Here is a 23,327-nt window from a genome sequence, read left to right as displayed (position 1 = left end):
AGATGGACAACCCAACCATGAAAACCGCAGGCAACCTCGTCGTCCTTGGCAGTATCAATGCCGATCACATTCTTAACCTTGAATCGTTCCCTGCACCGGGCGAAACCGTCACGGGTAATCAGTATCAGGTGGCATTTGGCGGTAAAGGTGCCAACCAGGCCGTGGCCGCGGGTCGCAGTGGGGCGAATATTGCGTTTATCGCCTGCACGGGTGATGACGATACCGGTGAGCGTGTACGCAAGCAGCTCGCGAGCGACAACATTGATATCGCACCGGTCAGCGTTGTTGCAGAGGAATCTACCGGCGTGGCGCTGATTTTCGTCAACGCTGAAGGTGAGAATGTCATCGGTATTCATGCTGGGGCTAACGCTGCGCTGACGACGGAGCGCGTAGAAGCGCAACATGCAAGCATCGCCGGAGCGGAAGCCCTGCTCATGCAGCTGGAATCACCGGTTGAAAGCGTGCTGGCCGCCGCAAAAATTGCACATGAAAATCATACCACTGTTGTACTGAACCCGGCCCCAGCACGTGTATTATCAGACGAGCTGCTGGCGCTGGTGGACATCATTACGCCGAACGAAACCGAAGCCGAAAAGCTGACGGGCATCCGCGTAGAAAATGATGACGATGCCGCACGAGCCGCGCGTGCACTGCATGATAAGGGCATAGGCACCGTGATTATCACCCTTGGCAGCCGTGGGGTGTGGGCAAGCGTCAATGGCGAAGGTCGTCGTGTGCCGGGCTTTAAGGTGAAGGCGATTGATACCATTGCAGCGGGAGACACCTTCAATGGTGCACTGGTGACCGCGCTGCTGGAAGGCAAGATAATGGATGATGCTATTCGCTTCGCTCACGCCGCTGCCGCGATTGCGGTGACGCGCAAGGGCGCCCAGCCTTCCGTTCCGTGGCGTAAAGAGATCGATGAATTCTTAAGTCAGCAGGGGTAACGCTTGGCTACAATGAAAGATGTCGCCCGTATGGCGGGCGTTTCTACCTCGACGGTCTCCCACGTCATTAATAAAGATCGCTTCGTCAGCGAGGCGATTCGGGAAAAAGTCGAAGCTGCGGTAAAAGAACTCAACTATGCGCCGTCTGCGCTGGCGCGCAGCCTTAAGCTCAATCAGACGCGCACCATCGGTATGCTGATCACCGCAAGTACCAACCCCTTTTATTCAGAACTGGTTCGCGGCGTGGAGCGCAGCTGCTTCGAGCGCGGCTACAGCCTGGTGCTGTGTAACACCGAAGGTGACGAGCAGCGCATGAATCGTAACCTGGAGACGCTGATGCAAAAACGCGTCGACGGGCTACTGTTGCTCTGCACCGAAACGCACCAGCCCTCGAAAGAGATCATCCAGCGCTATCCTTCTATTCCCACCGTGATGATGGACTGGGCCCCATTCGACGGAACCAGCGATCTCATTCAGGATAACTCCCTGCTGGGTGGTGATATGGCGACTCAGTATCTGATTGATAAAGGCTATACCCGCATCGCCTGTATTACCGGTCCGCTGGATAAAACCCCGGCGCGTTTGCGTCTGGAAGGGTATCTCTCCGCCATGGATCGAGCAGGGCTCGCCATTCCTGATGGCTACCGGATCACTGGTGATTTCGAATTTAACGGTGGCTTCGAGGCAATGCAGAAACTGCTGACGCAAGCGCAGCGCCCGCAGGCGGTCTTTATTGGTAATGATGCGATGGCGTTTGGTGCCTATCAGGCGTTGTACCAGGCGGGGCTACGCGTGCCGGACGATATGGCGGTGATTGGCTACGATGATATTGAACTTGCCCGCTACATGACGCCGCCGCTGACTACTATTCATCAGCCGAAGGATGAACTGGGAGAGCTGGCCATAGATGTGTTGATCCACCGTATGGCGCAGCCCACGCTGCAGCAACAACGCCTGCAGCTTACTCCTGTTCTGATGGAACGCGGTTCGGTTTAGCTTTCTCTTTATGACGCTCTTTAATCAGGTTTCTGCCGTCTTTCGGTTTTAACAGCATAAAGACCAGCGCCGATACCACGGTAAGTGCGCCCATGGTAATAAAGGTATAGTGGAACTGCTCAACGGTATTTGCGTTGTCAAAACCCTCATAAAACCTCAGCACCGCTGCACTCACGGCAACCCCTAAACTGATCGACAGCTGTTGCGTTACCGCCAGCACGCTGTTGCCGCTACTGGCGTTCTCGTCAGTCAGGTCGGCGAGGGTGATGGTGTTCATCGATGTGAACTGCGTCGACATCGCCATGCCCAACACAAACAGCGGCAGGATCAGCATCCAGACGGGTAACGCGGCGGACTGCAGCGAAAACTGCGCAATCATCAAACCGATAAAGACCGTCACGCCAACCAGCGTCTTACGATAGCCAAACCAGCGCAGCACCTGCGTAACGGTTGATTTTGCCAGAATCGAGCCCATTGCCGTGGGCGCCATCATGCAGCCAGCAATCAGGGCCGGGTAGCCGAAACCCACCTGCAGCATCAATGGCATCAGGAACGGCACACAACCCGTCCCCAGACGAGACGCAATGTTGCCTGCAATCCCTACGGAAAAGGTTCGGGTATTAAAGAGCCCCAGGGAGATTAACGGTGTCGGGTGGCGGCGCGCGTGACGTATATAAAGAAGAAATAACAGAATACCGCCCAGGATAACGGAGAGCGCTATCCACGTTGCGACGATCTTCTCGCCAAACAGCTCCATCCCGCTGGAGAATAACACCAGGCTCAGGCCGAACAGGAAAAAGCCGCCCATGTCGAAGCTGCGCCTTGGCGTGGTGAAGTTCGGCATATATTTGCGGGCATACAGCAGCCCCGCAACGCCAATTGGGATATTAATCAGGAAGATCCAGTGCCAGCTTGCCCAGGTGACAAACACGCCACCGAGTACCGGTCCAAGTATCGGGCCAACAAGGCCTGGCATGGTAACGAAGTTGAGCACGGGAAGTAATTCGCTGCGCGGGTAGGCTCGCAGTAGGGCAAGGCGCGCCACGGGCATCATCATCGCGCCGCCGATGCCCTGCAATACGCGGAAGATAACCAGCTCTGTTAATGATGAGGAGAGCGCACAGGCCAGCGAACCGAGCGTAAAGAGCGTTACGGCCAGCATGAAAACTCTGCGGGTGCCAAAGCGGTCGGCCAGCCAGCCGCTGACCGGTATTAACATTGCCACCGTCAGGGTGTAGCTGATGATGGCTGACTGCATCGCCAGTGGGGAACGGTTGAGGCTTTGCGCAATAGCGGGAAGCGCGGTGTTGAGGATGGTGGCATCCAGTGCCTGCATAAAAAACGCCATGGCTGCAATCCACGGCAATCCGGCCATGCTGCGCGCTTTTTTCTTTGTCATTTATTTACCTGCTGGTGGGTTGGCGCGGCCAGCAATGCCTGGCACGCACTCAGGGCTCGTTGCCCGTCGCTTTCCTGGATGGCATCCACTATCGCCTGATGCAAATCCAGTTTTACCACTTCGTTTTGTGTAATAGAGGTAAAGTAGGTGTGATACACCGAATGAAATAATGAGGCAAAAGAGGTAAGGAACGGATTGGCGCTCATCATATAGATGTGTTCATGCCAGGCCATATCGACCTCAACCCAGCGTTCGCGGTTGAAGTGTTTTTTCAGGAACACCATCTCTGCCATCAACGCGTTAAGCTGCGCTTTCTGCTCTGCTGTTCCCAGCGTAGCGGCAAGCAGACATGCCTGAGGTTCAAGGCTGCTGCGCATCACCAGAAAGTGATCGACGACCTGATGAAAGTTATCTTCCGTCATCCACCAGGAGAGCAGCTCCTGATCGAGAAAATTCCAGTTACTCTGTGGCATTACGCGTGTGCCAATGCGAGGACGTGGAAGCACCATACCTTTTGCCGTCAGGGTTTTTACCGCCTCGCGAACCGCGGTACGACTCACCCCAAACTGCTCACCCAGCTCTATTTCACCCGGCAGGATGCTACCGGGGGCATATTTACCCGCTAAAATTCGCTGCGCCAGCTTTTCTGCCAGCACGTACGACAGGTTTTTTTGGGCGGCCAGCTGTTGTGCGCTTAATGGCATCGCTTTTATTCCTTAAAGATACATGCTGATAATTATGCCACCTCGAATGTGATTGTGGTTGCAGATACATCAAATAGAACAATTTGTAGCTTGATTTCACCTCTGGTGGTGAAAAAAAACGCGGATGAAAACTTTTTTTAAATTTCCTCTTGTCACGTCGGAATAACTCCCTATAATGCGCCTCCACTGACACGGAACAACGGCACACACGCCGCCGGGTCAGCAGAGAATAGCGTAAATAAACGCTTGACTCTGAAGCGGGAAAGCGTAATATGCACACCCCGCGCCGCAGCGAAAACGAAGCGGCACTGCTCTTTAACAATTTATCAGACAATCTGTGTGGGCACTCAAAGTGACATGGATTCTTAATGTCTTCGGACAATAAATGAATACCAAGTCTCTGAGTGAACATACGTAATTCATTACGAAGTTTAATTCACGAGCATCAAACTTAAATTGAAGAGTTTGATCATGGCTCAGATTGAACGCTGGCGGCAGGCCTAACACATGCAAGTCGAGCGGTAACACAGGGAGCTTGCTCCCGGGTGACGAGCGGCGGACGGGTGAGTAATGTCTGGGAAACTGCCTGATGGAGGGGGATAACTACTGGAAACGGTAGCTAATACCGCATAACGTCGCAAGACCAAAGAGGGGGACCTTCGGGCCTCTTGCCATCAGATGTGCCCAGATGGGATTAGCTAGTAGGTGGGGTAATGGCTCACCTAGGCGACGATCCCTAGCTGGTCTGAGAGGATGACCAGCCACACTGGAACTGAGACACGGTCCAGACTCCTACGGGAGGCAGCAGTGGGGAATATTGCACAATGGGCGCAAGCCTGATGCAGCCATGCCGCGTGTATGAAGAAGGCCTTCGGGTTGTAAAGTACTTTCAGCGGGGAGGAAGGCGTTGAGGTTAATAACCTCAGCGATTGACGTTACCCGCAGAAGAAGCACCGGCTAACTCCGTGCCAGCAGCCGCGGTAATACGGAGGGTGCAAGCGTTAATCGGAATTACTGGGCGTAAAGCGCACGCAGGCGGTCTGTCAAGTCGGATGTGAAATCCCCGGGCTCAACCTGGGAACTGCATTCGAAACTGGCAGGCTAGAGTCTTGTAGAGGGGGGTAGAATTCCAGGTGTAGCGGTGAAATGCGTAGAGATCTGGAGGAATACCGGTGGCGAAGGCGGCCCCCTGGACAAAGACTGACGCTCAGGTGCGAAAGCGTGGGGAGCAAACAGGATTAGATACCCTGGTAGTCCACGCCGTAAACGATGTCGACTTGGAGGTTGTGCCCTTGAGGCGTGGCTTCCGGAGCTAACGCGTTAAGTCGACCGCCTGGGGAGTACGGCCGCAAGGTTAAAACTCAAATGAATTGACGGGGGCCCGCACAAGCGGTGGAGCATGTGGTTTAATTCGATGCAACGCGAAGAACCTTACCTACTCTTGACATCCAGAGAACTTAGCAGAGATGCTTTGGTGCCTTCGGGAACTCTGAGACAGGTGCTGCATGGCTGTCGTCAGCTCGTGTTGTGAAATGTTGGGTTAAGTCCCGCAACGAGCGCAACCCTTATCCTTTGTTGCCAGCGGTTAGGCCGGGAACTCAAAGGAGACTGCCAGTGATAAACTGGAGGAAGGTGGGGATGACGTCAAGTCATCATGGCCCTTACGAGTAGGGCTACACACGTGCTACAATGGCGCATACAAAGAGAAGCGACCTCGCGAGAGCAAGCGGACCTCATAAAGTGCGTCGTAGTCCGGATTGGAGTCTGCAACTCGACTCCATGAAGTCGGAATCGCTAGTAATCGTAGATCAGAATGCTACGGTGAATACGTTCCCGGGCCTTGTACACACCGCCCGTCACACCATGGGAGTGGGTTGCAAAAGAAGTAGGTAGCTTAACCTTCGGGAGGGCGCTTACCACTTTGTGATTCATGACTGGGGTGAAGTCGTAACAAGGTAACCGTAGGGGAACCTGCGGTTGGATCACCTCCTTACCTTAAAGAACCTGCCTTTGTAGTGCTCACACAGATTGTCTGATGAAAAGTAAATAGCAAGGCGTCTTGCGATTGAGACTACACGTCCCCTTCGTCTAGAGGCCCAGGACACCGCCCTTTCACGGCGGTAACAGGGGTTCGAATCCCCTAGGGGACGCCACTTGCTGGTTCGTGAGTGAAAGTCACCTGCCGTCATATCTCAAAACTGACTTACGAGTCACGTTTGAGATATTTGCTCTTTAAAAATCTGGATCAAGCTGAAAATTGAAACGACACATCTTTAAGGTGTGTTCGAGTCTCTCAAATTTTCGCAATCAGAAGTGAAACATCTTCGGGTTGTGAGGTTAAGCGACTAAGCGTACACGGTGGATGCCCTGGCAGTCAGAGGCGATGAAGGACGTGCTAATCTGCGAAAAGCGCCGGCGAGGTGATATGAACCTTTGACCCGGCGATGTCCGAATGGGGAAACCCAGTGTGATTCGTCACACTATCGTTAACTGAATACATAGGTTAACGAGGCGAACCGGGGGAACTGAAACATCTAAGTACCCCGAGGAAAAGAAATCAACCGAGATTCCCCCAGTAGCGGCGAGCGAACGGGGAGCAGCCCAGAGTCTGAATCAGCTTGTGTGTTAGTGGAAGCGTCTGGAAAGTCGCACGGTACAGGGTGACAGTCCCGTACACGAAAGCACACAGGCTGTGAACTCGAAGAGTAGGGCGGGACACGTGGTATCCTGTCTGAATATGGGGGGACCATCCTCCAAGGCTAAATACTCCTGACTGACCGATAGTGAACCAGTACCGTGAGGGAAAGGCGAAAAGAACCCCGGCGAGGGGAGTGAAAAAGAACCTGAAACCGTGTACGTACAAGCAGTGGGAGCACCTTCGTGGTGTGACTGCGTACCTTTTGTATAATGGGTCAGCGACTTATATTCTGTAGCAAGGTTAACCGTATAGGGGAGCCGAAGGGAAACCGAGTCTTAACTGGGCGTTAAGTTGCAGGGTATAGACCCGAAACCCGGTGATCTAGCCATGGGCAGGTTGAAGGTTGGGTAACACTAACTGGAGGACCGAACCGACTAATGTTGAAAAATTAGCGGATGACTTGTGGCTGGGGGTGAAAGGCCAATCAAACCGGGAGATAGCTGGTTCTCCCCGAAAGCTATTTAGGTAGCGCCTCGTGAACTCATCTTCGGGGGTAGAGCACTGTTTCGGCTAGGGGGCCATCCCGGCTTACCAACCCGATGCAAACTACGAATACCGAAGAATGTTATCACGGGAGACACACGGCGGGTGCTAACGTCCGTCGTGAAGAGGGAAACAACCCAGACCGCCAGCTAAGGTCCCAAAGTCATGGTTAAGTGGGAAACGATGTGGGAAGGCACAGACAGCCAGGATGTTGGCTTAGAAGCAGCCATCATTTAAAGAAAGCGTAATAGCTCACTGGTCGAGTCGGCCTGCGCGGAAGATGTAACGGGGCTAAACCATGCACCGAAGCTGCGGCAGCGACACTATGTGTTGTTGGGTAGGGGAGCGTTCTGTAAGCCGTTGAAGGTGGCCTGTGAGGGTTGCTGGAGGTATCAGAAGTGCGAATGCTGACATAAGTAACGATAAAGCGGGTGAAAAGCCCGCTCGCCGGAAGACCAAGGGTTCCTGTCCAACGTTAATCGGGGCAGGGTGAGTCGACCCCTAAGGCGAGGCCGAAAGGCGTAGTCGATGGGAAACAGGTTAATATTCCTGTACTTGGTGTTACTGCGAAGGGGGGACGGAGAAGGCTATGTTAGCCGGGCGACGGTTGTCCCGGTTTAAGCATGTAGGCGGAGGTTCCAGGTAAATCCGGTACCTTTTAACGCTGAGGTGTGATGACGAGGCACTACGGTGCTGAAGTAACAAATGCCCTGCTTCCAGGAAAAGCCTCTAAGCATCAGGTAACACGAAATCGTACCCCAAACCGACACAGGTGGTCAGGTAGAGAATACCAAGGCGCTTGAGAGAACTCGGGTGAAGGAACTAGGCAAAATGGTGCCGTAACTTCGGGAGAAGGCACGCTGATATGTAGGTGAAGCCCCTGCGGGTGGAGCTGAAATCAGTCGAAGATACCAGCTGGCTGCAACTGTTTATTAAAAACACAGCACTGTGCAAACACGAAAGTGGACGTATACGGTGTGACGCCTGCCCGGTGCCGGAAGGTTAATTGATGGGGTTAGCGGTAACGCGAAGCTCTTGATCGAAGCCCCGGTAAACGGCGGCCGTAACTATAACGGTCCTAAGGTAGCGAAATTCCTTGTCGGGTAAGTTCCGACCTGCACGAATGGCGTAATGATGGCCAGGCTGTCTCCACCCGAGACTCAGTGAAATTGAACTCGCTGTGAAGATGCAGTGTACCCGCGGCAAGACGGAAAGACCCCGTGAACCTTTACTATAGCTTGACACTGAACACTGGTCCTTGATGTGTAGGATAGGTGGGAGGCTTTGAAGCGTGGACGCCAGTCTGCGTGGAGCCGTCCTTGAAATACCACCCTTTAATGGCTGGTGTTCTAACGTAGACCCGTGATCCGGGTTGCGGACAGTGTCTGGTGGGTAGTTTGACTGGGGCGGTCTCCTCCCAAAGAGTAACGGAGGAGCACGAAGGTTAGCTAATCCTGGTCGGACATCAGGAGGTTAGTGCAATGGCATAAGCTAGCTTGACTGCGAGAGTGACGGCTCGAGCAGGTGCGAAAGCAGGTCATAGTGATCCGGTGGTTCTGAATGGAAGGGCCATCGCTCAACGGATAAAAGGTACTCCGGGGATAACAGGCTGATACCGCCCAAGAGTTCATATCGACGGCGGTGTTTGGCACCTCGATGTCGGCTCATCACATCCTGGGGCTGAAGTAGGTCCCAAGGGTATGGCTGTTCGCCATTTAAAGTGGTACGCGAGCTGGGTTTAGAACGTCGTGAGACAGTTCGGTCCCTATCTGCCGTGGGCGCTGGAGAATTGAGGGGGGCTGCTCCTAGTACGAGAGGACCGGAGTGGACGCATCACTGGTGTTCGGGTTGTCATGCCAATGGCACTGCCCGGTAGCTAAATGCGGAAAAGATAAGTGCTGAAAGCATCTAAGCACGAAACTTGCCCCGAGATGAGTTCTCCCTGACCCTTTAAGGGTCCTGAAGGAACGTTGAAGACGACGACGTTGATAGGTCGGGTGTGTAAGCGCAGCGATGCGTTGAGCTAACCGATACTAATGAACCGTGAGGCTTAACCTTACAACGCCGAAGATGTTTTGGCGAAGAGACAGAACAATCAATTTCAGCCTGATACAGATTTAACAGAATTTGCCTGGCGGCTTTAGCGCGGTGGTCCCACCTGACCCCATGCCGAACTCAGAAGTGAAACGCCGTAGCGCCGATGGTAGTGTGGGGTCTCCCCATGTGAGAGTAGGGAACTGCCAGGCATCAAACAAGTGAAGAGGCCATCCGGAAGGATGGCCTTTTTGCGTTTCGGAACCACCGAATTTTGTAGGCCGGGCAAGGCAAAGCCGCCACCCGGCAAGTCAGATCGCACTCCACTCCATAATAAACTCCGCAATCCCATCCACATCATTTAAATCCAGTACCGGAACTTCAAGTGGCAATACAACATCACTTGCCACCGCAATCACATGCTCATCCAGCGTTAACTCACTAAAATCATGCCCGGCATCGATTCTGAATAGCAGGATCTTAGGCACGGCCTCATGCTTAAATCCCTCAATCAGCACCAGATCCAGGGTGGAGCGATCCATCCGACTGACAAGATAAGCGAGATCCAGCGGCGCCTCGTCCGGCGTTTCTGTCATTAACGCCCAGCGTTGAGAACTTGCCACCATCGTTTGCGCTGCACCCGCTTTACGCAGCTCAAAGCTGTCTTTTCCCGGTTTATCGACATCCATATTATGGTGGGTATGCTTAATCAATCCTGGACGGATACCTCTGGTACACAGCGCAGGAATGAGCTTTTTCAGCAGCGTGGTTTTCCCGGTTCCACTCCAGGCGGATATGGCTACAACAGGTATCATTTTTTCTCCTGCATCATCTGCAAATCTTCATGCGTATTCACATTCACAAACGCTGATTTCACATCGCTAAAATCAACGGAATGGCCGCCAGACTCACGCATGAAGACCATTACCCTGCGCTCTCCCCCAGCCAGATAGCTCTGCAGAGCAGGAGCTAGCGATCTGTGCATTAATGCGATAGCAGGATGGTCACGCTCGCCGTCATGTACCCAAACCACTGGAGCTGTACTGCGAAGCTGTAATAAACGCTCGGCAAGACAGGACGGAATAAACGGGGTATCGCAGGGGCAGAAGATAAACCACTCTCCTTGAGACTGTTGTATGACCGAAAGCATACCGGCCAGCGGTCCTGGGTAATCCTCAACGATATCCTGGTAGACGGCGTACCCGCTGCTTCGGTAAGTGTCGATATGCCGGTTAGCGCTGATGGCCATTGTCGACACCTGGCCTGAGAGCGTATCGGCGACATGCTGCCATAAGGGTTTTCCATTAAGAAGCTGAAGCCCCTTATCTTTTCCGCCCATTCGCGTTGCTCTGCCGCCTGCCAGAACGACCCCGATGATTTCCTGGCTAAGATTCACGAATATCGCCTCTTTTATTGTGGGATTGACCCTGCTAACGTGTCACTCTAAATGAAAGGAGCACCACCATGAAATGTAAACGTCTTAATGAAGTTATTGAACTCCTACAGCCCGCCTGGCAAAAAGAGCCAGAGCTAAATCTGATGCAATTTTTACAGAAACTGGCGAAAGAGTCAGGTTTTGACGGCGATCTGGCTGACCTTTCTGACGACATCCTGATCTACCACCTTAAAATGCGCGACTCTGCCAAAGATGCTGTTATTCCTGGTATTCAGAAAGATTATGAGGAAGATTTTAAGACCGCATTATTGCGCGCACGAGGCGTAATTAAAGAGTAAAAGCTTGTAAGCGGCGGCACCGAAATCGCCACAAGATGATATCCTGAATCATTCGTATAATTTCCGGATGATCGGATGAACGACCAGGCTTTTACTTTCCAGACATTACACCCGGACACCATTATGGATGCCCTGTTTGAACAGGGTATTCGGGTGGATTCCGGGCTAACACCTTTAAACAGCTACGAAAACCGCGTCTATCAATTTCAGGACGAGGATCGTCAGCGCTACGTCGTAAAATTCTATCGTCCTGAACGCTGGTCCGCAGAACAAATTCAGGAAGAGCATCAGTTTGCTCACGATCTGCTGGATGACGATGTTCCCGTTGCCGCACCGCTGAAATTCAATAACCAAACGCTCCTCACGCACGAAGGGTTTTACTACGCTGTATTCCCGAGCCTGGGGGGGCGCCAGTTTGAAGCGGATAATATCGATCAGATGGAGTGGGTTGCCCGCTATCTTGGGCGTATACACCAGACGGGACGCAAAAAAGCCTTTATTGCCCGCCCGACTATCGGGATTCAGGAATACCTTCTTGAACCGCGCCAAGTATTCGAAACGTCTGCAATGATCCCCGCAGCGCTAAAGGATGATTTCCTCAACGCCACCGATAACCTTATTGCTGCAGTGAAAACCTGCTGGCGCGATGATATTTCCGTCCTGCGCCTGCATGGCGATTGTCACGCCGGGAATATTCTCTGGCGTGACGGCCCGCTCTTTGTCGATCTCGACGATGCGCGCATGGGGGCAGCGGTTCAGGACCTGTGGATGCTGCTCAATGGCGATAAAGCCGAGCAGCGCATGCAGCTTGAAACCATTATTGAAGCTTATGAAGAATTTAGCCCGTTTAATTCAGACGAAATTGCCCTGATTGAGCCTTTACGTGCGATGCGTTTTGTTTATTATCTCGCATGGTTAATCAGGCGTTGGGACGATCCGGCATTTCCTCGCAATTTCCCGTGGCTTACCGGAGAGGATTACTGGCGTAGCCAGATATCTACATTTACTGAGCAGGTTAAGGTTCTTCAGGAGCCCCCTCTGCAATTAACGCCGATGTATTAATGGACACACCCAGGAGAGAGTTAATCATGAAAAAAATTTGGCTGGCGCTGGCAGGTATGATTCTGGCATTTAGCGCTTCTGCTGCGCAGTTTACCGACGGCAAACAGTACATCACGCTGGACAAGCCGGTCGCTGGCGAGCCACAGGTTCTGGAGTTCTTCTCGTTCTATTGCCCACACTGCTATCAGTTCGAGCAGGTGCTGCATGTTTCTGACAACGTGAAGAAAAAGCTGCCGGAAGGCACAAAAATGACCAAGTACCACGTCGAGTTCCTGGGCCCATTGGGTAAAGACCTGACTCAGGCATGGGCGGTGGCGATGGCACTGGGCGTGGAAGATAAGATCACTTCGCCAATGTTTGAAGCCGTACAGAAAACACAGACCGTTCAGACCACTGCGGATATCCGTAAAGTGTTCGTTGATGCCGGCGTGAAAGGTGAAGAGTATGATGCCGCGTGGAACAGCTTCGTGGTGAAATCACTGGTTGCCCAGCAGGAAAAAGCGGCTGCTGACCTCCAGCTTCAGGGCGTTCCGGCGATGTTTGTTAACGGCAAATATCAGCTGAACATGCAGGGCATGGACACCAGCAGCATGGATATCTTCGTACAGCAGTATGCTGATACCGTGAAATACCTGGTTGAGAAGAAGTAATTTCACTGATGTAAAAACGCCGGTCACTGACCGGCGTTTTTGTATGAAGATTTAATCTTGCCTATCTGTTCGTCTTTCTCTTTCCAAAGCGTATTAAGCCACTGTTGGAAACGACGTTTGAAGTTCTTATCGTTTACGTAATCACCGTGCAGTTCAGCGTCAATCGGAACCAGGTCGACATGCACGACAATGCGCGTCAGTTTGCCGCTGAGCATATCGAAGAATGGCGTCCTGTCGTTTTCCGGATAGCAGAGCGTGACGTTAAGAAGTTTATCGAACTGTGCTCCCAGCACGTTAAGCGCCATCGCAATCCCCGCAGCCTTTGGCGGCAACAGATGCTGATAAGGAGAGCGAGTTTGCTGGCGCTTCTCTTCCGTAAACCGGGAACCTTCAACAAAGTTCACGATAGTCGTTGGATGCGCGCGAAACTTTTCGCAGGAACGGCGCGTGGTCTCCACATCTTTGCCGCGACGCTCGGGATGACGAATCAAATAGCTGCGCGAATAGCGTTTCATAAAGGGCATATCTAGCGCCCAGCAGGCCAGCCCAATAAAAGGTACCCAGGCGAGCTGCTGTTTCAGAAAGTATTTGTTCATCGGGATGTGTTTGCGAAAAAGCACGCATAACACCACGATGTCCGCCCAGCTGTGGTGATTGCAGATCAGCAGGTACCAGTTCTTCTTGTTAAGACTCTCCAGTCCTTTGATATCCCACTTCAGATGTGGGTTCAGGCACAGCAGGATCGCCAGCCCTTCGCACCAGCAGTACATCATGAAATTACAAAATGCGGACACGGCTCGCCACACCATGGGGACAGGCAGCAGCAGTTTAATGATCCCGGCTACGATGATCGGCACAGAACATGCGACAGTTACCAGAATAGTTAAAATGATGCTTAACAGTAATGTTATTGCAGCGAGCAATCTCGACATGATGAGCTTTTTCAGGTAGTTAGCTGTAAGTTAGCGGCCGGCTATTCGACGCTGGGCGCTGATTTTACCAGAAAACGGACAAATTAATGGCGCTTTCATGTGATGATTTGGCCGCTTTTACCCTGTCGTAGACGATTTCACTGTGATTCCGCGCTTATCAAGGCTTATATCCACATAGACTAAATTGCCATCAGTTGGCCATATAGATAAGATCTAATGCCATAACAGCATGATAATTAAGATCTAAAAAATAACTCATATGTGTATTTTGTGTCTGTTATTCATATGAAGTGAAAATATGCACAAACTTATCCACAGTTTGAATTTTGCGAGCGATCCTCACGATCGCAAAATCTTTTCCTGTATCAGGCGCTAATAACTGATGTTTTCATCCTTCTGTGGCATCCTTTACCCATAAATTGATTAAAGGCACGGACATTATGGTTCAGATCCCAGAAAACCCTCTTATTCTCGTCGATGGCTCTTCTTACCTGTATCGGGCATACCATGCGTTTCCTCCTCTGACCAATAGCGCAGGGGAACCCACCGGCGCAATGTACGGCGTGCTGAACATGCTGCGCAGCCTGATCCTTCAGTACCAGCCAACCCATGCGGCTGTGGTCTTTGATGCGAAAGGCAAAACGTTCCGCGATGAGCTGTTTGAGCATTACAAATCTCACCGTCCGCCAATGCCTGACGATCTGCGTGCGCAGATTGAACCGCTGCACACCATGGTAAGAGCGATGGGGCTGCCGCTGCTGGCCGTCTCTGGCGTTGAAGCCGATGACGTCATCGGTACGCTGGCGCGTGAAGCAGAAAAGATGGGTCGTCCTGTACTGATCAGCACCGGTGATAAAGATATGGCGCAGCTGGTGACGCCAGGTATCACCCTGATTAATACCATGACCAACACCATTCTGGGGCCTGAAGAGGTTGTCACTAAGTATGGCGTGCCGCCTGAGCTGATTATCGACTTCCTTGCGTTGATGGGCGACTCCTCGGATAACATCCCGGGTGTCCCTGGCGTTGGTGAGAAAACCGCGCAGGCGCTGCTTCAGGGGCTGGGCGGGCTGGATACGCTCTACGCGGAATCAGACAAAATCGCCGGGCTCTCCTTCCGTGGCGCAAAAACCATGGCCGGAAAACTGGCAGAGAACAAAGAGGTGGCTTATCTCTCCTATAAGCTGGCTACAATCAAAACCGATGTCGAACTGGAGCTGGGCTGTGAGCAGCTTGAGGTGCAACAGCCTTCTGCTGGCGATCTGCTGAGCCTGTTTAAGAAATACGAATTCAAGCGCTGGATCACTGACGTGGAAGCCGGTAAATGGCTACAGGCAAAAGGGGCCAAACCTGCTGCAAAGCCGAAGGAGACGATTGTTGTTGAAGCAGAAGATCAGGCTGAAGAAGAAGCCGTGGCGCTTTCATTCGACAACTACGAAACCATTCTTGAAGAGTCACAGCTGATCGCCTGGATCGAGAAACTGAAAAAGGCGCCGGTCTTTGCCTTTGATACCGAAACTGACAGTCTCGATAACATCTCAGCCAATATGGTTGGCCTGTCATTTGCGACAGAGCCGGGTATTGCAGCCTACGTTCCTGTGGCGCACGATTACCTGGATGCGCCGGAGCAGCTCTCCCGTGAACGCGTGCTTGAGCTGCTGAAGCCGATCCTGGAAGACGAAAAGGCGCTCAAGGTTGGGCAAAACCTCAAGTACGACCGCGGCATTCTGCAAAACTACGGCATTGAACTGCGTGGGATCGCCTTCGACACCATGCTCGAATCCTACATTCTGGACAGCGTCGCGGGCCGCCATGATATGGATTCCTTATCTGACCGCTGGCTCAAGCACAAAACCATCACCTTTGAAGAGATTGCCGGAAAAGGGAAAAATCAGCTCACCTTTAACCAGATTGCTCTTGAAGAGGCGGGTCGCTACGCGGCGGAAGATGCTGACGTCACGCTGCAGCTGCATCTGAAGATGTGGCCAAAACTGCAGAAGCACGAAGGTCCGCTGAACGTGTTCCAGCATATCGAGATGCCGCTGGTGCCCGTGCTATCCCGCATTGAACGCAACGGCGTGAAAATCGACCCAACGGTGCTGCATAACCACTCCGGGGAGCTGGCGCAGCGCCTGACCGAGCTTGAGCAAAAAGCGCATGAGCTTGCAGGCGAGCCGTTTAACCTCTCTTCACCGAAGCAGTTGCAAACCATTCTGTTTGAAAAGCAGGGTATCAAGCCGCTGAAGAAAACCCCTGGCGGCGCACCGTCAACCTCTGAAGAGGTGCTGGAAGAGCTGGCGCTGGATTACCCGCTGCCAAAAGTGATTCTGCAGTACCGTGGTCTCGCGAAGCTGAAGTCGACCTACACCGACAAGCTTCCGCTTATGATCAACCCGAAAACGGGTCGCGTGCACACGTCGTATCATCAGGCTGTTGCGGCGACCGGTCGTCTCTCGTCAACCGATCCCAACCTGCAGAACATCCCGGTACGTAACGAAGAGGGCCGTCGTATTCGCCAGGCTTTCATCGCACCAGAGGATTATCTGATTGTCTCTGCTGACTACTCGCAAATCGAACTGCGCATTATGGCGCATCTGTCCCGTGACAAAGGCCTGCTTACCGCGTTTGCCGAAGGGAAGGATATCCACCGGGCAACCGCGGCGGAAGTCTTCGGCTTGCCGCTGGACAGCGTGACCAACGAACAGCGCCGCAGCGCTAAGGCGATCAACTTCGGTCTGATCTACGGCATGAGCGCGTTCGGCCTTTCACGCCAGCTCAACATTCCGCGTAAAGAGTCGCAGAAGTATATGGATCTCTACTTCGAGCGTTATCCGGGCGTGCTGGAATATATGGAACGCACACGCGCGCAGGCGAAGGAAAAAGGGTACGTCGAAACCCTGGATGGCCGCCGTCTCTACCTACCGGACATCAAATCCAGCAACGCGGCGCGCCGCGCTGGCGCAGAGCGTGCGGCGATCAACGCCCCGATGCAGGGTACCGCGGCGGACATTATTAAGCGTGCAATGATCGCTGTTGATGCCTGGCTGCAAGAAGAGAAACCTCGCGTGAAAATGATCATGCAGGTACACGATGAACTGGTATTTGAAGTGCACAAGGACGACCTCGACGCCGTGTCGAAGAAGATCCACGAACTGATGGAAAGCAGCATGACGCTTGATGTGCCGTTGCTGGTGGAAGTGGGAAGTGGTGAAAACTGGGATCAGGCTCACTAACGATTCTTCGCATAACGCGCTATTTATGTAAGTTTGCAACATTAGAACGCGCGTTTTGTGACGATCATTAGAATTCCCTATGTAAAGAATGAAAAAAAACTACAAAAAGTGCTTTTTCTGCAGCACAAAAAGGGGTAGAGTTATCGGCGTAGGGTACAGAGGTAAGATGTTCTATCTTTCAGACCTTTTACTTCACGTAATCGGATTTGGCTGAATATTTTAGCCGCCCCAGTCAGTAATGACTGGGGCGTTTTTTATTGCGGCAAAGAAATGTTCAGGCAAAAAAAGCGCGGCCATTGCCGCGCCCGGTATTACTCTTCTTCCGCTTCCTTCGCGGGTTCCATCTCGCTAAACCAGGTATCGAGTTTCTGACGCAACTTGTCCACGCCCTGCTTTTTCAGCGAGGAGAACGGCTCAACCTGCACATCACCGTTGAACGCCAGCACCGCTTCGCGAACCATATTCACCTGCGCTTTACGCGCGCCGCTCGCCAGCTTATCGGCTTTCGTCAGCAGCACCAGTACGGCGATATCGCTTGCTACAGCCCAGTCGATCATCTGCTGATCGAGATCTTTTAGCGGGTGACGAATATCCATCAGCACCACCAGACCTTTCAGGCACAGACGTTTTTCCAGGTATTCACCCAGCGCACGCTGCCACTTGATTTTCATCTCTTCCGGTACCTGCGCGTAACCGTAGCCCGGTAAGTCGACCAGGCGTTTGCCCTCTGCGACTTCAAACAGGTTGATCAGCTGGGTACGGCCAGGTGTTTTTGAGGTACGCGCCAGGCTCTTCTGATTGGTCAGCGTATTCAGGGCGCTGGATTTCCCCGCATTGGAGCGGCCAGCAAAGGCCACTTCAATACCAGTATCAGAAGGCAGGTGGCGAATATCGGGCGCACTGGTGACAAAATGCGTCTGTTGGTAGTTCCAGGTAGTCACGTGGTCGTCTCCAAAATCGTAATCTGAAGGGGATTATACCCGAATGCAGGCAAAAGGCTTTTCTGATTACTATGCCGTGTAGGCGAATGCCCCCATCGGTGTGAGAGATCGGCCAGTGATGCTATGGGAGATTTCAGAGAATTCGCAGGCGTTAAAAAATGCAAACTGTTTTAAATCATAAGCTTATTTTCGGGTAATTGTCTGAAAATCTCTTTTTATGCCGTTTCGTTGCTTGTTAGTTTAACGGAACAAGGTAAAGTGTGCGTCAGGGCGAGGAAGCCAACAGGAAATCGACTTAAGGATTAGGGTCAGGAGCGCCAGGAGGCGAAGACGCAGGATTGTCAGGACGACCAGCGCCTGGAGGCGTTTTAAAAGGAAATGGAACCGTATCACGGACGGTATTAGCCAAGGGATAAACAGGGTTTGTTGTTGGCAAACATGGAATGTCTGACCCGCTAAGGGTTGTGAGTCAGGAAAAAAGGCGACAGATTGCTCTGTCGCCTTTTTTCTTTGCTTGCTTTCTGCTAGATTTCGCCGCAATTCTATACTGAAGAAAACGACTTAAAGATAAAACATCATGAAAAAACCAACCTCCGCTGCGGGCGCGAAACGCCCTGCAAAAGCACGCCGCAAAACGCGCGAAGAACTGAACCAGGAAGCGCGCGACCGCAAACGCGACAAAAAACATCGCGGTCATGCTGCGGGTAGCCGTGCCAACGGTGGTGGTGCAGCGGGCGCTTCTGCAAAAGGCAAGCAGCAGAAAGATCCTCGTATCGGCAGTAAAACTCCCATTCCACTGGGCGTGACAGACACCCCGGTCACTAAGCAGCACAAACCAAAGAGCGAGAAACCTATGCTTTCACCGCAGGCTGAGCTGGATTTGCTGGAGAACGATGAGCGCCTGGACGCGCTGCTGGAACGTCTTGAAGAGGGTGAAACCCTGACCGCTGAAGAGCAGTCATGGGTGGATGCCAAACTGGATCGTATTGATGAACTGATGCAGAAGCTGGGCCTGTCATACGACGAAGATGAAGAAGAAGACGAGAAGCAGGAAGATATGATGCGTCTTCTGAAGGGTGGAAACTAACATTTGCACCCGGCAGGCACGATAGTCCTGCTTATAACCCTTCCGGTTATATGTTATCTGGTGTGGTTATTCGTTAAACTACGGCGGTTGTCGCGGCGACAGAAGTGGCTGCGCACCCGAATGATGGCCCGCAATGGGGTCAGAACGGGCCGCCGTATACGAACGCGACACCAACGGAAGGAGTGAGCATGTCAGCATCAACTATCGACTGGGATTTGGCCCTAATCCAGAAATATAACTATTCCGGGCCGCGTTATACGTCTTACCCCACCGCGCTGGAGTTCTCCGATGCCTTCGGAGAGCGTGATTTCCAGCAGGCTGTCGCGCGCTATCCTGAGCGTCCGCTGTCGCTCTACGTCCATATTCCGTTCTGCCACAAGCTTTGCTACTTCTGCGGCTGCAATAAAATCGTGACCCGCCAGCAGCATAAAGCCGACCAGTATCTTGATGCGCTCGAACAGGAAATTGTGCATCGCGCGCCACTGTTTAAAGGCCGTCACGTGAGCCAGCTTCACTGGGGCGGCGGTACGCCAACCTATCTGAACAAAGCGCAAATAAGCCGCCTGATGGCGCTTCTGCGCGGCAATTTCAGTTTTAATGCTGACGCTGAGATCTCGATCGAAGTCGATCCGCGTGAAATTCAGCTGGATGTCCTGGATCATTTACGCGCAGAAGGATTCAACCGACTGAGTATGGGCGTACAGGATTTCAATAAAGAGGTTCAGCGTCTGGTGAACCGCGAGCAGGACGAAGAATTTATCTTTGCCTTACTCAATCACGCGCGTGAGATTGGTTTCACCTCGACCAATATTGACCTGATTTACGGCCTGCCAAAGCAAACGCCGGAAAGCTTCGCCTTCACGCTGAAGCGCGTGGCTGAACTTAACCCGGACCGCCTGAGCGTCTTTAACTATGCGCATCTGCCAACGCTGTTTGCCGCCCAGCGCAAAATCAAAGATGCCGATCTTCCTTCTGCCCAGCAGAAGCTGGATATCCTGCAGGAAACCATCACCTCGCTGACCGAAACCGGCTATCAGTTTATCGGCATGGATCACTTTGCCCGTCCGGATGACGAGCTGGCCGTTGCTCAGCGCGAAGGGGTCCTGCACCGTAACTTCCAGGGATACACGACCCAGGGCGATACCGATTTACTGGGAATGGGTGTCTCCGCCATTAGCATGATTGGCGACTGCTACGCGCAGAACCAGAAAGAGCTGAAGCTGTATTACCAGCAGGTTGATGAGACTGGCAACGCGCTGTGGCGCGGCATTGCGTTAACGCGTGATGACTGTATCCGTCGCGATGTGATTAAGGCGCTTATCTGCAACTTCCGTCTCGATTTCAGCGATGTGGAAGCGCAGTGGGAACTGAACTTCAGCGATTATTTCGCGGAAGATCTGAAGCTGCTGGCGCCGCTGGCGAAAGACGGGCTGGTGGATGTGTCGGAGAGAGCGATAGAGGTCACCCCGAAAGGGCGTCTGTTGATCCGTAATATCTGCATGTGCTTTGACGCGTATCTGCGTCAGAAAGCGCGAATGCAGCAGTTCTCGCGAGTTATTTAAACTGTGATGCCGGGTGGCGGCTTCGCCTTACCCGGCCTACAAAAGTGCGAAATGTAGGCCGGGTAAGCGAAGCGTCACCCGGCTTTTCATCGCCAACTCGCTAGCTAAACAGCCCAACCAGCGCCGCGCACAACATAGCCGCAACGGCTGTTTGTGGCGTGTGGCTTTCAGCGGCTCCGCTAGAGAGCATATTCACGAATGTTTCCAGCATGATGTTCACCCCCAATTTCCGGGCACGATCATACAAAACTCATCGGAACAGTAAAGCGCAAAATAACGACGATTTGCGTTCAATTAATAACCTTTACACAGCGGCGTGAGATCATTCCATTCCCAGCTCTTTCAGCTTGCGCGTCAGGGTATTGCGACCCCATCCCAACAGGCGAGCGGCTTCCTGCTTGTGACCCTGCGTATGACGAAGCGCGGTGGTCAACAGCGTACGCTCCATCTCAGGCTGAGCCTCAGAAAGCAGGTTTTGATGACCGGAACGCAGCGCGCGGTCGGCCCACTGCGCCAGCAGCGTCGCCCAGCTGTCCGGCAGCGCGTGTCCGCTACTGCTTTCCGGCGCGGTCGCCTCAAACAGTTCGGCCGGTAAATCCTGAATCAGCACTTCCTGACCGGCAGCCATCACGGTTAGCCAGCGGCAGGTGTTTTCCAGCTGACGCACGTTGCCCGGCCACGCCAGACGCGTCAGAGCGGCATCGGTTTCCGGGTGAAGCTGCTTGGCTTCCACGCCCAGCTCGCGGGCAGCCACCTGCAGAAAATGACGCGCCAGGCGGGGAATATCTTCCCGACGTTCACGCAGCGGCGGCAGATGAACGCGGATGACGTTAAGACGGTGGAATAAATCCTCACGGAATTTGCCTTCCTGCACGCGTTGCTCCAGGTTCTGGTGGGTCGCGGCGATAATACGCACGTCCACTTTCACCGGCGCATAGCCGCCCACGCGATAAAACTGCCCGTCGGCCAGCACGCGCAGCAGGCGGGTCTGAACGTCCAGCGGCATATCACCGATTTCATCCAGGAACAGCGTGCCGCCGTCAGCCTGTTCGAAGCGCCCCTGGCGAATGGTATTTGCGCCGGTAAATGCCCCTTTTTCATGGCCGAACAGTTCGGACTCAATTAAATCCTTCGGGATCGCCGCCATATTCAGGGCGATGAACGGGGCTTTTGCCCGCGGGCTATGGCGATGCAGTGCATGCGCCACAAGCTCTTTACCGGTGCCCGATTCGCCGTTAATCAAGACGCTGATGGACGAGCGGGACAGACGGCCAATAATGCGAAACACGTCCTGCATCGCCGGCGCTTCGCCGATGATGTCGGTGGTTGGCCCAAAATCGGGCGCGTGGCGCGGCTGTTGCTGCTCCTGATAATGGCTAATCGCGCGCTCAACCAGCGCCACCGCTTCGTCGATATCAAACGGTTTGGGCAGGTAATCGAACGCCCCTTGCTGATAGGCGCTCACTGCGGCATCCAGATCGGAGTGCGCGGTCATTATGATGACCGGTAGCATAGGGTGGCGTTGTTTGATCTGCTTTAACAGCGCCAGCCCGTCCATGCCCGGCATACGGATATCCGACAGCAGAACATCGGGCGTTTTAGTGGTGAGTGCGTCGAGCACTTCGCTGCCGCTCTCAAACGTCGTGCAGCTTAATCCCGCCCCTGTGAGCGCGCGTTCAAGCACCCAACGGATGGAGCTATCGTCATCGACTACCCAGACTATCCCTCGTTGCATAAACGTCACCTTTATTTTTTAATCGGCAGGAAAACCGAAAACTCGGTATGTCCCGGCCAACTGGTAAATTCAATTTTTCCAGAGTGTTGGTCGATCAAACTGCGGGCAATGGATAAGCCCAGGCCGGTTCCGCCTTCACGGCCGCTGACCATCGGGTAGAACAGGGTGTCCTGCAGATGCGATGGAATGCCGGGCCCGTTATCCTCAACGTCGATTCGGGCGGCCAGCCGGTAGCGCACGCCGTGTAACGTGAGCTGGAAGGCGGTGCGGGTGCGTAAAATAATCTCGCCGCCTTCAGGTCCCAGCGCTTGCAGAGCATTACGCACAATATTCAACAGGACCTGCTCAATCTGATCCGGGTCATGGGCCAGTTCCGGCAGGCTTGGGTCGTAATCACGTACCAGCGTGACGTTCTCCGGCAGCTCCATTGAGACGAGCTTCACCACCCGCTCAGCCACTTTATGGATGCTTTCAGTAACGTGCATTCCCGGCTGCTGCGGACCGAGAAGACGGTCTACCAGATTCCGCAGACGGTCCGCCTGCTCAATGATGACGTTGGTATATTCCGCCAGCGCAGGGTCAGGCAGCGCCTTGGTCAGAAGCTGCGCCGCGCCGCGTAACCCACCCAGCGGGTTTTTAATTTCATGCGCCAGACCGCGCACGAGGTCACGGGCTGCAATCTGCTGCGCATGCTGAAGCTGCTCCTGGCTCAGTCGACGCTGATTATCCATCGGCGCCATTTCCAGCAGGATCAGGCCTTCGGGAAGACGTTGCGCGGTTAGCGACAGAATGTGCGAGCGCCCGTCGATCACCAGCGTCACTTCGTTATCGGTGAAACCCTGGCCTGCCTGTAAGCTTTCCTGCATCAGGCCAATATTCAGCGAAAAGTAGCTCAGGAGTTCCGGAAGCGGGGTACCGAATAGTTTACGTGCGCTTTGGGCAAGCAGCTGCTGTGCCGCCGGGTTGGCGTAATGAACGGCCAGCTCGTCATCGACCAGCAAGATGCTGTTAATCAAAGAATTGAGGATCTGCCCAGCATCGGGCAGCGTGCCAGTTGCCATTCAGCAGTCTCCTGGAGTCGTTTGCACTAATTTAGTGCAGTATAGCGTTTTCGGCGTAAAAAGCGCGTG

General features: G+C 53.3%; 18 protein-coding genes, 1 tRNA gene and 3 rRNA genes. 13 read left to right on the top strand and 9 right to left on the bottom strand.

Features of this window, described 5'->3' with window-relative positions:
- The first annotated feature begins 17 nt into the window (after positions 1-17).
- On the top strand, positions 18-947 hold the full coding sequence (gene rbsK, locus AC4IBF_RS21575) for a ribokinase (protein ID WP_491463328.1): 930 nt from the start codon (positions 18-20) through the stop codon (positions 945-947).
- Positions 948-950: 3 nt separating this feature from the next.
- The gene (rbsR, locus tag AC4IBF_RS21570; protein WP_111964226.1) at positions 951-1,943 is read left to right on the top strand and encodes a ribose operon transcriptional repressor RbsR; all 993 of its coding nucleotides are present in this window, start codon (positions 951-953) and stop codon (positions 1,941-1,943) included.
- On the opposite strand, the gene mdtD is transcribed toward rbsR, so the two are convergent.
- Complete coding sequence (gene mdtD / locus AC4IBF_RS21565; RefSeq protein ID WP_115876784.1) at positions 1,909-3,342, bottom strand: multidrug transporter subunit MdtD; 1,434 nt, start codon at positions 3,340-3,342, stop codon at positions 1,909-1,911. The genes rbsR and mdtD overlap by 35 nt on opposite strands.
- Positions 3,339-4,046 carry a FadR/GntR family transcriptional regulator gene (locus AC4IBF_RS21560; RefSeq protein ID WP_136195843.1) on the bottom strand — a complete coding sequence of 236 codons (708 nt, stop codon included), beginning with the start codon at positions 4,044-4,046 and terminating at the stop codon, positions 3,339-3,341. Before AC4IBF_RS21560 ends, mdtD begins: the two co-directional genes overlap by 4 nt.
- Positions 4,047-4,499: 453 nt before the next feature.
- Here AC4IBF_RS21560 and AC4IBF_RS21555 point away from each other — a divergent pair.
- The 4 genes from AC4IBF_RS21555 (at position 4,500) to rrf (ending at position 9,473) form a co-directional block, all read left to right on the top strand.
- Positions 4,500-6,039, top strand: a 16S ribosomal RNA gene (locus tag AC4IBF_RS21555).
- 84 nt (positions 6,040-6,123) lie between these two features.
- Positions 6,124-6,199: transfer RNA gene (locus AC4IBF_RS21550), tRNA-Glu, on the top strand.
- Positions 6,200-6,381: 182 nt separating this feature from the next.
- A 23S ribosomal RNA gene (locus AC4IBF_RS21545) occupies positions 6,382-9,285 on the top strand.
- A 72-nt stretch (positions 9,286-9,357) separates the two neighbouring features.
- Positions 9,358-9,473: ribosomal RNA gene (rrf, locus tag AC4IBF_RS21540) — 5S ribosomal RNA — on the top strand.
- The 16S, 23S and 5S rRNA genes sit together here with 1 tRNA gene alongside, the layout of an rRNA operon.
- A gap of 99 nt (positions 9,474-9,572) precedes the next feature.
- On the opposite strand, the gene mobB is transcribed toward rrf, so the two are convergent.
- Positions 9,573-10,076, bottom strand: a complete 504-nt coding sequence (mobB, locus tag AC4IBF_RS21535) for a molybdopterin-guanine dinucleotide biosynthesis protein MobB (RefSeq protein WP_491463085.1) — start codon at positions 10,074-10,076, stop codon at positions 9,573-9,575.
- Positions 10,073-10,657: a molybdenum cofactor guanylyltransferase MobA gene (gene mobA / locus AC4IBF_RS21530; protein ID WP_115876963.1), complete on the bottom strand. Its 585-nt coding sequence runs from the start codon at positions 10,655-10,657 to the stop codon at positions 10,073-10,075. The genes mobB and mobA overlap by 4 nt, the downstream gene beginning before the upstream one ends.
- A 68-nt stretch (positions 10,658-10,725) precedes the next feature.
- Between mobA and AC4IBF_RS21525 the strand changes: the two genes are divergently transcribed.
- From AC4IBF_RS21525 to dsbA, 3 genes are all read left to right on the top strand, one after another.
- Positions 10,726-10,995, top strand: coding sequence for a YihD family protein (locus AC4IBF_RS21525; protein ID WP_008501866.1), 270 nt, complete (start codon positions 10,726-10,728; stop codon positions 10,993-10,995).
- Between the two features lie 75 nt (positions 10,996-11,070).
- On the top strand, positions 11,071-12,057 hold the full coding sequence (locus AC4IBF_RS21520) for a serine/threonine protein kinase (RefSeq protein ID WP_325814530.1): 987 nt from the start codon (positions 11,071-11,073) through the stop codon (positions 12,055-12,057).
- A gap of 26 nt (positions 12,058-12,083) precedes the next feature.
- Positions 12,084-12,707, top strand: a complete 624-nt coding sequence (gene dsbA, locus AC4IBF_RS21515; protein ID WP_045285687.1) for a thiol:disulfide interchange protein DsbA — start codon at positions 12,084-12,086, stop codon at positions 12,705-12,707.
- 23 nt (positions 12,708-12,730) lie between these two features.
- Here the strand turns inward: dsbA and yihG are convergent, their stop codons facing one another.
- A complete protein-coding gene (gene yihG / locus AC4IBF_RS21510) occupies positions 12,731-13,639 on the bottom strand; it encodes a 1-acylglycerol-3-phosphate O-acyltransferase, YihG family (RefSeq protein WP_133295371.1) in 909 nt (302 codons plus the stop codon).
- Positions 13,640-14,079: 440 nt separating this feature from the next.
- On the opposite strand from yihG, the gene polA reads away from it, so the two are divergent.
- A complete protein-coding gene (gene polA / locus AC4IBF_RS21505) occupies positions 14,080-16,872 on the top strand; it encodes a DNA polymerase I (RefSeq protein ID WP_491463084.1) in 2,793 nt (930 codons plus the stop codon).
- 166 nt (positions 16,873-17,038) lie between these two features.
- On the top strand, positions 17,039-17,086 hold the full coding sequence (gene spfP / locus AC4IBF_RS21500; protein WP_071892919.1) for a small protein SpfP: 48 nt from the start codon (positions 17,039-17,041) through the stop codon (positions 17,084-17,086).
- A gap of 97 nt (positions 17,087-17,183) precedes the next feature.
- On the opposite strand, the gene yihA is transcribed toward spfP, so the two are convergent.
- On the bottom strand, positions 17,184-17,813 hold the full coding sequence (gene yihA, locus AC4IBF_RS21495; RefSeq protein ID WP_136196050.1) for a ribosome biogenesis GTP-binding protein YihA/YsxC: 630 nt from the start codon (positions 17,811-17,813) through the stop codon (positions 17,184-17,186).
- A 577-nt stretch (positions 17,814-18,390) separates the two neighbouring features.
- Between yihA and yihI the strand changes: the two genes are divergently transcribed.
- A complete protein-coding gene (gene yihI / locus AC4IBF_RS21490; RefSeq protein WP_461842280.1) occupies positions 18,391-18,900 on the top strand; it encodes a Der GTPase-activating protein YihI in 510 nt (169 codons plus the stop codon).
- A 188-nt stretch (positions 18,901-19,088) separates the two neighbouring features.
- Positions 19,089-20,462: an oxygen-independent coproporphyrinogen III oxidase gene (gene hemN / locus AC4IBF_RS21485; RefSeq protein WP_252093684.1), complete on the top strand. Its 1,374-nt coding sequence runs from the start codon at positions 19,089-19,091 to the stop codon at positions 20,460-20,462.
- A gap of 100 nt (positions 20,463-20,562) precedes the next feature.
- Here the strand turns inward: hemN and AC4IBF_RS21480 are convergent, their stop codons facing one another.
- The 3 genes from AC4IBF_RS21480 to glnL all read right to left on the bottom strand — a co-directional run bounded on the left by AC4IBF_RS21480 (position 20,563) and on the right by glnL (position 23,258).
- Positions 20,563-20,673, bottom strand: a complete 111-nt coding sequence (locus AC4IBF_RS21480; RefSeq protein ID WP_136196048.1) for a YshB family small membrane protein — start codon at positions 20,671-20,673, stop codon at positions 20,563-20,565.
- 111 nt (positions 20,674-20,784) lie between these two features.
- On the bottom strand, positions 20,785-22,197 hold the full coding sequence (gene glnG, locus AC4IBF_RS21475) for a nitrogen regulation protein NR(I) (RefSeq protein WP_008501858.1): 1,413 nt from the start codon (positions 22,195-22,197) through the stop codon (positions 20,785-20,787).
- An 11-nt stretch (positions 22,198-22,208) separates the two neighbouring features.
- The gene (glnL, locus tag AC4IBF_RS21470; protein WP_008501857.1) at positions 22,209-23,258 is read right to left on the bottom strand and encodes a nitrogen regulation protein NR(II); all 1,050 of its coding nucleotides are present in this window, start codon (positions 23,256-23,258) and stop codon (positions 22,209-22,211) included.
- Between the last annotated feature and the right edge of the window lie 69 nt (positions 23,259-23,327).

This window comes from Enterobacter sp. Taxon_8 (assembly GCF_058354585.1).
The sequence above is the reverse complement of the archived record's forward strand: the minus strand, read 5'-3'. Positions and strand labels throughout refer to the sequence as shown.

Excerpts from the sequence above, each read along its gene's own strand:
- dsbA (WP_045285687.1), top strand. The coding sequence starts at position 12,084 with ATGAAAAAAATTTGGCTGGCGCTGGCAGGTATGATTCTGGCATTTAGC.
- AC4IBF_RS21525 (WP_008501866.1), top strand. The coding sequence starts at position 10,726 with ATGAAATGTAAACGTCTTAATGAAGTTATTGAACTCCTACAGCCCGCC.
- hemN (WP_252093684.1), top strand. The coding sequence starts at position 19,089 with ATGTCAGCATCAACTATCGACTGGGATTTGGCCCTAATCCAGAAATAT.
- glnL (WP_008501857.1), bottom strand. The coding sequence starts at position 23,258 with ATGGCAACTGGCACGCTGCCCGATGCTGGGCAGATCCTCAATTCTTTG.
- AC4IBF_RS21520 (WP_325814530.1), top strand. The coding sequence starts at position 11,071 with ATGAACGACCAGGCTTTTACTTTCCAGACATTACACCCGGACACCATT.
- mdtD (WP_115876784.1), bottom strand. The coding sequence starts at position 3,342 with ATGACAAAGAAAAAAGCGCGCAGCATGGCCGGATTGCCGTGGATTGCA.
- AC4IBF_RS21480 (WP_136196048.1), bottom strand. The coding sequence starts at position 20,673 with ATGCTGGAAACATTCGTGAATATGCTCTCTAGCGGAGCCGCTGAAAGC.
- yihG (WP_133295371.1), bottom strand. The coding sequence starts at position 13,639 with ATGTCGAGATTGCTCGCTGCAATAACATTACTGTTAAGCATCATTTTA.
- mobB (WP_491463085.1), bottom strand. The coding sequence starts at position 10,076 with ATGATACCTGTTGTAGCCATATCCGCCTGGAGTGGAACCGGGAAAACC.
- glnG (WP_008501858.1), bottom strand. The coding sequence starts at position 22,197 with ATGCAACGAGGGATAGTCTGGGTAGTCGATGACGATAGCTCCATCCGT.
- yihI (WP_461842280.1), top strand. The coding sequence starts at position 18,391 with ATGAAAAAACCAACCTCCGCTGCGGGCGCGAAACGCCCTGCAAAAGCA.
- rbsK (WP_491463328.1), top strand. The coding sequence starts at position 18 with ATGAAAACCGCAGGCAACCTCGTCGTCCTTGGCAGTATCAATGCCGAT.
- AC4IBF_RS21560 (WP_136195843.1), bottom strand. The coding sequence starts at position 4,046 with ATGCCATTAAGCGCACAACAGCTGGCCGCCCAAAAAAACCTGTCGTAC.
- polA (WP_491463084.1), top strand. The coding sequence starts at position 14,080 with ATGGTTCAGATCCCAGAAAACCCTCTTATTCTCGTCGATGGCTCTTCT.